Consider the following 12,415-nt stretch of genomic DNA (forward strand, 5'->3'; position numbering starts at 1 on the left):
GTGCATCTACTGTGAAGACGCAGGACGAATCGTCGTGGTTGTCACTGTATGTTTACTGCGTTCAGTTGCTTTGGCTGGAAGCTGCACCGTTTTTCGTTGTATTTGAGGCTCAACTACAACGACAGGCTTTGTGATAACAACAGCCTTTTTTTGCGTTGTTGTTGGAACTTTTTGGTATGGTGAGCTACTTACCGCAGGTTGTGGGCGATAAATATCCGCAACATTTTCAGGTAATTTTGCAAAATTACCATTTTTATCCATAGACAATTGGAGACTGTATAGCTGGTTATAACGTTGTTGAGATATACGTTGCACATCCTCAGCATCACCCACTATGGTTGGATGGATAAATACAAGTAAATTACGTTTTTCATTGCCACGACTATCTGAACGGAACAAACGACCAAGATAAGGAATATCCCCAAGAACAGGCAAACTTTGACGACTAATATCAGTCTGATCGGTAACCAAGCCACCTAACACGACTGTTTGCCCATGATCTGCGAGAACTGAAGTTTTAATCGCTCGTTTACTTGTCACCAAGTCAGCAGCCTGACCCTTACTATTTTCAACGTTTGAAACTTCTTGCTCCACTTCAAGTCGAACAGAACCACCTTCACCGATATGAGGGATCACCTTTAAAGTAACACCCACATCTTTACGCTCAACAGTTGTGTAAGGATTCACCGTACTGTTTCCAGTCGTCGCAACTGACCCTGTTACAAATGGAACATTCTGCCCTACGACGATATACGCTTCTTCATTATCCATTGTCACGATGGATGGTGTAGACAATAAATTTGATTTTTTATTTTCTTTTAGCGCTTGGATGAGAGCACCATATAATTTACGAGAGCCATTCGCACCTTCTTTGTAGTCACCCAGAATAATGGATGAACCTGTACCAAGTGCTGAACCAACGCCAGCCGCCCCACCTGTTAGATAACCTGCTGCGAGCTTAGAAATACTAGAGCCAACATTCGAAAAGTTAATTAATCCAACACCGCTATTGAGATCACCTAAAGCCCATTGGACACCAAGTTGATCAGCATCACTACCTACAATTTCAATAATAGCAGCCTCGATCAAGACTTGCTGACGTCGAGTATCTAATTGCTGAATGGCTGCCTCAATTTCACGCATCAATTGCGGATCAGCTTTAACAACCAAAGCATTTTGAGTGCTATCTGCAATAATACTCACACCAGCACTATTAAAGCTTGTAACACCACTATTTTGGCTATTATTGCTGGTATTGTTTAGGTTAATTGATGAAGTAGAAATTGACGACGAACCTGTCGATGAACCCGAATTTTGATTATTTGAAACTAGATTGCTAATTGAGTTTGATTTACTAGCACTAGTATTTGATGAAGACGAAACTGACTGTCCTGTGACTAAACCTTGTAGAATTTCAGCTAAATTCTTGGCACTCGCATATTTCAAACGGAATACTTTCAAACCACCCAAGCGATCTGCCGATGGAACATCGAGCATTTCAATCATCTGGCGTAAACGTTTGCGTGAATCAGGATCACCCTTAATTAAAATACGATTGGTTCGATTATCTGCAATAATTCGCACACGCGAACCAATAAAATCTTTCGAGGCACCTGTTGCACTCATGGTTTCGAGTAAACCAATAACTTCTTCAGCCTGACTTGATTGCAAACTGATCGCTTCAATATCATTTTGCCCTGTACCATCCAAATTACGGATAATATTTTCAAGTTGATAAATATTCGTCGCACGATCTGAAACGATCAAAGCATTGGTGCCAGCCACAGCAGCCAAATGTGCAAATTGTGGCATCAATGGCCGTAACGCAGGAATCAAATCATTTGGGTTCGTGTTTTGCAACCAAATGACACGAGTAACAATTTGATCCCCACCTGCACGACTTCGAGCATCGTACGGAATACCTGAGTTTTTAGCATTGCTGTCAGGAACTAACTTGACCGTATTACCTGATGGAAGTGCAACCACACCATTAACATTCAACACGCCTAAAAATAGGTCATAGACCTCATCTTTATTGAGAGGTTTATTGGAAATAACAGTAACGTTCCCGCGCACACGGGGATCAACTGCAAAGTTCTTACCCGTAATATCAGCGACTTCATTAATAAATGCTGTTAAATCCGCATCACGTAGATTAATCTTCCATGTTTGTGCTTGCACATTGGTACTGATGGTCGCAACCAAAGGCGCGGCAGCAAGTAATGCCCAAAGTGGACGTTGATGATTCAAGAAAGCCATAACCTGCACTTATTCCTAACTAATGTGATGACGTGTTATCACTAAAAACTTTGTTGTATGGTCATCACTTGATCACCACGTTTTATTTCTATTTTGGCATGTCCTTCACGACGTACTTGCTCTAATAATTGCACTTCGCTAAGACCCTGCCCGACTGTCTGACCGTTGATCGATAGAATACGATCACCAGACCGCAAACCCAAGGTATTTTTTAAATTCGTTGGTGTTCGATCTGAGATTTCGTAACCGTCTGAACCACCACCACTCACTCCCATATTTTTTAAATACTGCTCACGATTTTCCTGCATTTGTTGGATCGCTTGTCCCAGCGCAGATTGTGATGAGTTTTGAGCAGGTGTAGGTGTTTGAGGTGTTGCAGCTTGAGGGTTTAATACAGGGGCAATTGGCTGGTATAAACCATTATCTAAACCCTTAAATTTAACTTCTCGTGTTGCACCATTATCCTGCTTCAGAATGACATGGTCCCAATACACTTCCGCTAGTTGATAGGAAGTTGAACCGATGGTTTCACCAACACGATAACGCTCAGCAGTATCGTTTAACTTAATAACCGCCGATGACAAATAGCTTGGATAACCCAACAATACGCCCTGCAACTCCACATTGACATTATCTTGTGCTGTCGTAGTAGCAGGTTCATTAAATAGTGCAAAAGAACTAATATTAGGAACTTGCGCCTGTTGTGAACCCAATGCAACACGATCAAACTGCATCGGCTGAGGTGGAGCCACAACCAACCAGAATAAAGAAGCTAACTTCCAACACAACCATAAAATGAGTAAAGTTAGGATAAAAGCACTTGTTTTATCGAATTGCTGCCAACGAAACTGCTGTAGTTTTTGTGCTATTGTTTTCATTAAAAACCACCTTGCAACAATGGTTGGCGAGAACTAATCACGTAAGTGTCGAGTCCCGCTTTACCTTGATAAGATGGTACATTTAATAACATCCGCTGTGTCAATTGAATATCGAGCATAAGATTCGGGTCTAAACTTAGATTCGCCATTTTCTGACTTTGCTGATCCCGAACATCTATTTGCAATTGTCCATTTTCATCTTTCATTTCCGCAGTCAATGAAGGCATATTCATACGATCTTGGCGTTGACCAAAGGTATAATTCAATTCACCACCACCCCAGTGCAATTTACCTTCAGTTGCAGTAAAGCCTTTTTCCTTTTGATAATTAAATTGTACATCTTTAAGTTGAATTGAATTCTCAGGCCACTGCCAATTGGCAAAATACTTTAAAGTCTCAGGTGCAATTTCACCTTGCAAATCTTTGATCAAAATCTTTTGACCTAAACCGTAACCCAAAATACCATTAAATTGGGTATTCCCGCTGTGAATATCGAGATTTGCGCCAAGACGCAACATTAATAAATCTAAAGGACGGGTTTTCCAATGTACAGAACCACGTAACTGACCTTTTTGCCAATCCGCTTGTCCCTGCCAAATATTGCCGCTAACATTATGTAAGATTTGATTATCTTTAGAAAATTTCGCAATTAACCATGTTGCTGGAATTTGTAAAATAATAAAAATTAAAAATGCAAAAATGGTGAAAACCCACCACTTCCATTGTTTGGTATTTTTCTTCATTCCACCCTTACCAAATGCACAAATTATCATCCTTTTAGAGACACTCGCCCCTGAATGACATTATGCATACTTTTTCAACATCGCCAATTCTCTCATATAAAAAAACCAAGCTTTTTAAGCTTGGCTTTAATGAAGCATAGAATCATCGTATGACAGAACGATGACGAGTAAAACTTGCTTAGATTAGAAAATCTTCAAGTTTTGCGCCTTTCTCTAATTCAGCAACTAACCAACGTGGCTGTTTACCACGACCAGTCCAAGTTTCTTCTGTATTATTTTTATTACGGTAACGTGGTTCTACTGCTTTGCGCGTTGTCTTCTTACGCTTTTGCTCACCTAACTCCAATAACTCTTCAACACTAAAACCAACTGCTTCAGCTATTGCAATAATTTCATTATAAGCATCTTCAATTGCTTGATCTTTTTTGCTTGCGATTAAAGCTTCCGCTTCTACCTGTAAACGTTTTAAGTCTTCTACAGATAAATCACTAATATCTGGTTTCATTAGAACCACTCCAACTCAAAAGAAATATATCACTCAAAATAAAAAAGAATTCAAAAATTCTATTGCCATAGTAATTTATATACAATTAAATAATCAATATTAAATTAGTCAAATTAATCACAATACAACCATAAATCATCTTATACTTACAATAAAACAAAAAACTTAAGTGCATTTCATTAAATCCATTGTATTAATTTTTTTAAAATGATGAAATAATTTTTAGAACCTGATGAATATTAATTTTACCTTAATTCTTGATGCTTTCTATAGGTTGAATTCCATATAACAAATCTAGACTATCTATGAATTAATTCACAAAATAAAAAGATAAGTTATATGAGATTAACGCACTCAAAATAAATATAGACATAATAGTCTTTATAAAATTATTTTAATGCAAGATTATTTCCAACACTTTGTTCAATAGCAATAATATTTTGTTTAATCAATTCAGGAATAGCTAGTTTATTGGAGGTTACTTTATCAACACAAACCATCACTGCCTCTCCTGTTGCAACGATTTGGTTTTGTGTTTCACTCCATAAACTATAATGCATTCGAAAAGCACTATTTCTGAGCTCCTCAATACGTGCACCAATATGCAGCACATCAGGATAAAATACTGGCTTTAAATATTTACATTGACTAGAGGCTACCACCGTCACTATATCTTGATCAAATATATTTAATGCCATTAAATAAGCAATTCGTGCACTCTCAATATAGCGATAATACTGCACATTATTTACATGCCCAAAAGCATCCATATCACCCCAAGCAATTGTTTGTCGATGTACAACAGGATAGACAGACAGTTCTTTCATATCTCACTCATATCTTAAAGTTTAAAAAATTAACATCATTTTCAAAGATTAAATTCAACTGCCTGATCAAATCCAGATTATCTCCAAGCGTTGATTTAATCCGCAAATAGCTCATTACTATATTATCAGGATATAAAGTTAATAACTGCTCAGCTTCTTCTAAACGTTGAGTTGCAACATAAATATGCCATTTTGCAAAGGTCAACATTGGAACACTCATGTAACGCTGTTCTAGCTGAATAATACGTTGCTCAACATAGCTATAATCGGGAATTTGCTTCAGTAGTTGCTGTTGGAACCAAAGATAAAAAACCTCTGGATCGAAATTTTCTTGCAATAAATGCAATGCAAGATCCTCATGCTGCAATCCCATTTCTGGCATACGTGCCAATAATTTTAACCACAAAACCTTACTACTATATGGTCGTGCTTGAATTTCATTCTCTAGAGCAATATACCGCTGTTGCAGTGCAGCTAAGTCATCCACAGATGCTTGATCAAACTGTATGAGTAATTGTTGCAACCAGAGATCTCGATGTTCTGCACTTAATAAACCATGCTGAATTGATTGTAAAAATAACCAAGGCTGTTGTAAGGCAAGTTTGCCCCACAAAACAGTAATGCGTTGTTGATAAGCAGTTTCAATCTCAGCCAACCAAGGTGAAAGTTGATGCTGTGCAAGGAATTCTAGATGGGTTAATGCTTTTTCTGTTTCATGTTGTTCTAAGAAAATATCGATCCGCTGTAGTTCTGCCAGCTCAAAGGCCATCGGTGCTGATTTCTCTAGTTTCTGCAAAGCGAGTTGATAGTCACCATTTTTATAATCAAATTGTGCATCAACAATATTACTCAGCAATCCTGATTGAGCAAAAACACGCTCAATAAATCCCTGCTGTTCTTTTGCCGCATCAAGCAGCCAGACTATACCGAGCTGCTCATATGGATGTAGATCTTTAAATTGTAAAATATTTTCTTTCTTACGCTGTTCTCGCGCAAAATATCTGCGACTCACAAACCATAACAACTGTGCGAATAAACTAATCACAATAAAAAGTGCGATTAAGCCCCATAAACTGCTTTGGAACTGCCAATCGCGCCAGTAAATATAAACATAGCCATTACCGTAGCCATAGCTCAGCATGGCAAACATAGCAAAAAATAATAGACTTACAAGTAAATAAATGAACACCAGTTGTTTCATAATTACATTACCCCAGTAAACCAAGGGTCGTTAATTTAGGTGTCGGAATAACTGAAAGATTTAACAGCTTTTCTAATTTTTGCTTGATCATTTGACTGTTTTGATCAGGTAAAATTGAGAATAATCGAATTACCTCTTGAACGGATTTGCGATACTCAGATGCTTGTCCCTGATGTAAGGCTTGTGAAGCAAGAAGTAAACGTAACTGAGCTTCTTTTAAAATGAGATGGCGATTGATTAAATCAGGCTGTGTACGCTGCACCCTTTCAAATTTGAACCAAGACCACCATGAAGAGGCTTCAGCTTTTTGCATTTTAATAGTTGGGTTATGCACTTCTTGTAAAAGCTTTTGATCCAATTGCTGCAATAAAGTATCAATCTGTTGCTGCTGTTGGGTTTGCATAAGCACATAATGTTGAATAGCTTGTTTATCCTGTTCGATCGCTTTCATCAAACTATGCTGTAAAGCAGGAGAAACCGTATATTGGACAATATGCTGCTGTACCTGATTTAATTGATCAATCGCATAAATGAACTGTTGTTGATCTATTGCGAATTGAACTAACTGTAATTGCTGTTTGATTAATATAACAGGCGCTACACCCGTGACCATACTGGGTAAGCTCGAAGCTTCTGAAGGGTCAGATAAATGAGCATCTTGTAATTTTCGCTGCAGAGCAACAAATTGATCATTCAGCAAAGAATAACGTTGCTGCTGCTGTGTAAGCTGTTGCTGGAGTTGAGGAACGATCTGAGAATATTGTGCTACTTCATAACTAAGTTTGGCTAACCATAATAAACTTAGTAATAAAATCAGGTAAACAATCTTTCTCATATACGTCCTTGCCAAGCACCGATACGTTGAATAATCTCTGATATAGATAAATTATCAAGCTGAATAATGTTAATCTCTTGATGTGTTTGCAACCGTGCATTTTTGAGTAACTGTGCTAAACGCTCACCTAACGCCAAATATATCCATTTCGCATCTATATTATTTTGACCACAAAGCTGCTGCCAATTATTCCAACTCGCCTCACTACTAATCAACACCATAACAGGTTGACTTGGCATTATTTTTTTTAAAATTTTTGGAAAAAGCGTAACACTTTGTATTGGGCATTGGCGACGATAAAGAACAAAATTAAGAATCTCGACACCTTGCTGTTGCAACTGCTGCATCATAAACTGCCGCCCCCCAAAACCACGCCAAAAAGCAACTTTATCCAAATGCACGTGTTGATTTAATATTGGGAGATCTAGCATACCTTCCGAATTTTCAACCTCAGGGATGTGGCTGTCTACATTAAATTTTGCGAGTGCTTGAGCAGTTGCTTGACCTACTGCGATCCACTGCACATGCTTGAGTTGATCTAAGGATATCTTTTGTTGTTGTAAATATTGCATACCGACATCAACGGCGGTCGGGCTGACAACAACAATAACTTGCACCTGCTCAAGTTGCTGATACAGTTCACGTAAATGCCCCGAAAAAGGTTCAGCTACAAGTTCCAACAATGGCAGATTGATAACTTGATGACCCACGTCCAACAATGCTTGCGTTAAGTTCACAGCACGATCTTCAGGGCGCGTATTAATAAAAAGCATTAATAAAGCGCTTTTAACAATTCACCTGCACCTTGCTCCAATAAGCATTGTGCAAGTTGTTCACCTAATTGTTCAGCGTCTTCTGGAGTTCCAACCAATTGTTGTTTTAGCAAGGTTTTCCCATCAACACTTCCCACACGACCTTCTATGTAGAGCTGATCATTGGCTAAAGTTGCATATCCTGCGATTGGAACTTGACAACCACCTTCTAGATAGGCATTAAACGCACGTTCTGCACGCACACAAATTGAGGTTTCTTCATGCTGTAATGGTTGGATAATTTTTAATAATTCCACATCATCTGCACGGCACTCTAAGCCCAATGCACCCTGACCAACAGCAGGTAAACTTAAAACAGGCGTTAAACAATGACGAATTCGATCCGCCAAACCTAAACGCTTTAGACCTGCACTGGCTAAAATGATCGCATCATATAAACCATCATCAAGTTTTGATAAACGCGTCCCCACATTGCCACGTAAGTCAATAATCTCTAAATCAGGACGTATTTGTAAAATTTGGCATTTGCGACGCAAACTAGATGTACCTACTTTGGCACCTTGAGGTAACTCATCAAAACTTTGGTAATGATTCGAAACAAAGGCATCAAGTGGGTCTTCTCGCTCACAAGTCACAGCGAGCGTCAAACCTACAGGTAAATGCATTGGTACGTCTTTCATTGAATGCACCGCCAAATCAGCGCGACCATCTAACAAAGCAGCTTCCAGCTCTTTAACGAATAATCCTTTACCACCAATTTTTGCCAAAGGTGTATCTAAAATTTTATCACCTTGCGTCACAAACTTAAGCAACTCAACCGTTAAATCTGGATAAAGCGCATTTAAACGGGAGCGAATATGCTCCGCCTGCCAAAGTGCCAGAGGGCTTTGTCGAGTCGCAATTTTTAAGGTCTTCATAAATTCAAGTTAAGCATGGATCAAAAACAATTGTTTCAAACTTAACTTGCTCACCTAAAATTGCAAGCAAAAACTGATTTTTCATCTGACTTAAGCTCAATATTTTATAATTGATGCATACATTCTCTTAAACTTGGTAAATGACGGCGACTTACAGATAAGCGTTCATCCAGCTCACGTAATCTAACCTGATACTGACCCGCCGCAATCAGTTCCAACCGTTCTAAATAATCAAGAGAAACTAAAGCATTACGATGAATTCGAATAAAACGATCTGAAAACTCAGATTCTAGATCTTTTAAAGTTTCATCAATTAATACACTGCCATTCCGATGACGCACAGTGACATATTTCTGATCTGCTAGAAAATAGTAAATATTCTCTATTGGAATAAGTTCGACCCCGCGATAAGTTTTCGCAGCAATTTGATGGCGTTGAGTTTTAGTATCGTACATATCGTCTTGTTGTTGTAAACCAGTCATTTGTGCTTGTGTAAGTTGCGTCAGACTATTGAACACCTGTTGTAAATCTTGTTGTGCAATAGGCTTGAGCAAGTATCCCTGTGCTTGAAATTTAAACGCTTCCAATGCGTGTTGATCATATGCCGTACAAAAAATAATAGCTGGACGAGGGCTAAAATGACTGATCTGCTCAGCGCACTCCAATCCGTTCATTCCAGGCATTTGAATATCTAATAGAACAACATCGGGCGAATCATTTTCAATATGGTTTAACACATCCTGCCCATGATGCGCCGTCGCAATCACCTCATGACCCATTTGGGTCACTAAACGTGACAAACGCTCTACTGCGAGAGGTTCATCATCAGCAATCAGAACTTTCATCCTCTCCTCCTTGTAACCGTTAACTTCATCCGTCATTTTTTATGGTTAACTTAACTTATTATTTTACTCGATAGTGATAACTTACCACCGTGGTATATAACGATACTCCCCCATAAACCTGAAACTTCACTGTCTGTCCGTAATAGGCTTTTAGACGTTGCTTCACATTGTCTATTGCAATACCATTCCCTTGTCTCGATTTTATTGTATCGTGAGAATAAGGGTTAGTAATGACTATACTGACTTGATTTTGCAATATTTCAACCAATACACTAATGGTTGAGGGCTGTAAAACTTTTTCTACCCCATGAAAAATACTATTCTCTAGCAAAGGTTGCAATGTTAATAATGGAATCGTGACTCGTTTTAATTCTAAAGACGTCGCCTGTATGTTCCATTCTACCTTTAAACGCTCTCCTAAACGTAATTTTTCAATACTTAAGTATTGCTGACACAAGTCAATTTCTTCAGCCAAACTCACCAATTTCAATTCTTGAAAACTGGCGCGGAATAATCGTGACAAGTTAATCAACATGTTTTCTGCTTTGTCAGGATCAATTGAAATCAAACTCACGACGCTATTTAAACTATTAAATAAGAAGTGAGGATGAATACGTGCTTGCATGGCTTGAATCCGCGCATTCAGCTCACTATATTGCTGATTCATCCATTGCTCTCGCATATAGAGATAACGCAAACAGAAAGCACCAAGCAAGATGCCATATCCCAAATGCAGACTTACACCTTGAAATAAGATATCTTCAGAAAAATTATTTGTTGATGAACCCCAATATTGAATTATATTAATGACACACGTGGTAAGTAAAACAATAAGTTGAAGAAAAATAAAACCTAAAATTAACGCCATTTTCTGACTAAATTTGGCAAAAAACTCTTGAAAATAGTCAACAAAAGCAGAAAACGATAAAATTATCCAGTTAATAAAAAGCATGTATTGAAAAACTCGGATACTTTCCACTGCTTGCCAAGAACGGGCTTCTGCAAGTGCGAGTACCATTGCCAAAACATTACTTGCTACAATTAATTCCAATAAGTGTTGCGATTGCCTTATTTTCGTAAAAAAATAGGACCCTGCTGGACTCATTTGACGTGTTTTCGATAACTTCTTGCGTCGAATTTCAGCAACTACGTTTGGATTTGCTATACTCTTTTTTATTTTACTGAGCCGCCATGACCACATCTTCTCAATCCTCTTCTTCAGCAAGCCCTAATCAAACCTCTGGAATGTGGGGCGGTCGCTTCTCTGAAGCAACAGATGCATTTGTTGCAGAATTTACCGCATCTGTTCAATTTGACCAACGTTTTTATAAACAAGATATTGCAGGTTCGATTGCACATGCAACCATGCTTGCTAAAGTTGGTGTACTGACCGAGGCTGAGCGTGATGATATTATCCAAGGTTTAAATACAATCAAGGCTGAAATCGAAGCAGGTAATTTCGAATGGCGTATTGATTTAGAAGACGTACATATGAACATTGAGTCTCGCTTGACTCAACGTATCGGCATCACAGGTAAAAAATTACATACAGGTCGTAGCCGTAATGACCAAGTTGCAACTGACATCCGTTTATATTTACGCGATGAAATTGATGACATTTTAGGTCTATTACTACGCTTACAAAAAGGCCTACTCAGTCTGGCAAGCAAAAATACCAATACGATTATGCCTGGTTTTACTCATTTACAAACAGCTCAGCCAGTAACATTTGGTCATCACCTATTGGCTTGGTTTGAGATGTTGGTTCGCGATACTGAACGCCTTCAAGATTGTCGCAAGCGTGTTAATCGCATGCCACTCGGTTCAGCAGCCTTAGCAGGAACAACCTACCCAATTGATCGCGCATATACAGCCGAATTATTGGGTTTCGAAGCTGTTTCTGAAAATTCGCTTGATGCTGTTTCTGATCGTGACTTTGCCATTGAATTTAATGCGGCGGCATCTTTGATTATGATGCATTTGTCCCGTATGTCAGAAGAACTGATTTTATGGACTTCGGCTCAATTCAAGTTCGTCAACATTCCAGACCGCTTCTGTACGGGCTCATCTATCATGCCGCAGAAGAAAAACCCAGATGTTCCTGAGTTAGTACGTGGTAAATCAGGTCGCGTGTTTGGTGATTTGATTAGTTTATTAACACTAATGAAAGGTCAACCATTGGCATATAACAAAGACAACCAAGAAGATAAAGAGCCTTTGTTTGATGCAATTGATACCGTTCGTGGTTGCTTAATGGCCTTTGCAGATATGGTGCCTGCACTCGTTCCAAACATTGAAATTATGCGTGAAGCAGCGCTTCGTGGTTTCTCTACAGCAACTGACCTTGCTGATTACCTTGTGAAGAAAGGTGTTGCTTTCCGTGATGCACACGAAATTGTAGGTAAAGCAGTTGCGCTTGGTGTGGCTGAAGAAAAAGATTTATCTGAATTGACATTGGAACAGCTTCAACAATTCTCTGATTTGATCGAAGCAGATGTATTTGATAAAGCCTTAACTTTAGAAGCTTCTGTAAATGCGCGTGATCATATCGGCGGGACATCGCCAAAACAAGTTGAAGCAGCCATTACTCGTGCACACACTCGCCTAGAACAGTTATACGCTTAAGGATAAA

At 38.7% G+C, this 12,415-nt stretch carries 12 protein-coding genes; 1 reads left to right on the forward strand and 11 read right to left on the reverse strand.

Going from position 1 to position 12,415, the window contains the following annotated elements; translation table 11 throughout:
• Positions 1 to 6 precede the first annotated feature (6 nt).
• From gspD to CDG55_RS13800, 11 genes are all read right to left on the reverse strand, one after another.
• Positions 7 to 2,259, reverse strand: a complete 2,253-nt coding sequence (gene gspD, locus CDG55_RS13750) for a type II secretion system secretin GspD (RefSeq protein WP_087536559.1) — start codon at positions 2,257 to 2,259, stop codon at positions 7 to 9.
• 41 nt (positions 2,260 to 2,300) lie between these two features.
• Positions 2,301 to 3,137, reverse strand: coding sequence for a type II secretion system protein N (locus CDG55_RS13755; protein WP_087536558.1), 837 nt, complete (start codon positions 3,135 to 3,137; stop codon positions 2,301 to 2,303).
• Positions 3,137 to 3,880, reverse strand: a complete 744-nt coding sequence (gene gspN, locus CDG55_RS13760; protein WP_087536557.1) for a type II secretion system protein N — start codon at positions 3,878 to 3,880, stop codon at positions 3,137 to 3,139. The genes CDG55_RS13755 and gspN overlap by 1 nt, the downstream gene beginning before the upstream one ends.
• 178 nt (positions 3,881 to 4,058) lie before the next feature.
• Positions 4,059 to 4,385, reverse strand: a complete 327-nt coding sequence (locus tag CDG55_RS13765) for an H-NS family nucleoid-associated regulatory protein (protein ID WP_005163077.1) — start codon at positions 4,383 to 4,385, stop codon at positions 4,059 to 4,061.
• A 389-nt stretch (positions 4,386 to 4,774) separates the two neighbouring features.
• Positions 4,775 to 5,212 (reverse strand): acyl-CoA thioesterase, encoded by a 438-nt coding sequence (locus tag CDG55_RS13770; RefSeq protein ID WP_087536556.1) that lies wholly within the window; start codon positions 5,210 to 5,212, stop codon positions 4,775 to 4,777.
• A 7-nt stretch (positions 5,213 to 5,219) separates the two neighbouring features.
• Entirely contained in the window at positions 5,220 to 6,413 is a 1,194-nt protein-coding gene (locus CDG55_RS13775) for a heme biosynthesis protein HemY (protein WP_087536555.1), read from the reverse strand.
• A gap of 7 nt (positions 6,414 to 6,420) precedes the next feature.
• Complete coding sequence (locus CDG55_RS13780) at positions 6,421 to 7,248, reverse strand: hypothetical protein (protein ID WP_087536554.1); 828 nt, start codon at positions 7,246 to 7,248, stop codon at positions 6,421 to 6,423.
• A complete protein-coding gene (locus CDG55_RS13785; protein ID WP_087536553.1) occupies positions 7,245 to 8,021 on the reverse strand; it encodes a uroporphyrinogen-III synthase in 777 nt (258 codons plus the stop codon). Before CDG55_RS13785 ends, CDG55_RS13780 begins: the two co-directional genes overlap by 4 nt.
• Entirely contained in the window at positions 8,021 to 8,938 is a 918-nt protein-coding gene (hemC, locus tag CDG55_RS13790) for a hydroxymethylbilane synthase (protein ID WP_087536552.1), read from the reverse strand. Before hemC ends, CDG55_RS13785 begins: the two co-directional genes overlap by 1 nt.
• A 104-nt stretch (positions 8,939 to 9,042) precedes the next feature.
• Positions 9,043 to 9,783 (reverse strand): LytR/AlgR family response regulator transcription factor, encoded by a 741-nt coding sequence (locus CDG55_RS13795; RefSeq protein ID WP_087536551.1) that lies wholly within the window; start codon positions 9,781 to 9,783, stop codon positions 9,043 to 9,045.
• 58 nt (positions 9,784 to 9,841) lie between these two features.
• Positions 9,842 to 10,984 carry a sensor histidine kinase gene (locus CDG55_RS13800; RefSeq protein WP_087536550.1) on the reverse strand — a complete coding sequence of 381 codons (1,143 nt, stop codon included), beginning with the start codon at positions 10,982 to 10,984 and terminating at the stop codon, positions 9,842 to 9,844.
• On the opposite strand from CDG55_RS13800, the gene argH reads away from it, so the two are divergent.
• The gene (argH, locus tag CDG55_RS13805; protein WP_034602814.1) at positions 10,975 to 12,408 is read left to right on the forward strand and encodes an argininosuccinate lyase; all 1,434 of its coding nucleotides are present in this window, start codon (positions 10,975 to 10,977) and stop codon (positions 12,406 to 12,408) included. The genes CDG55_RS13800 and argH overlap by 10 nt on opposite strands.
• The last annotated feature ends 7 nt before the right edge of the window (positions 12,409 to 12,415 follow it).

The sequence above is a fragment of the Acinetobacter sp. WCHA45 genome, assembly GCF_002165255.2.
In the GTDB taxonomy this organism is placed as follows: Bacteria; Pseudomonadota; Gammaproteobacteria; order Pseudomonadales; family Moraxellaceae; genus Acinetobacter.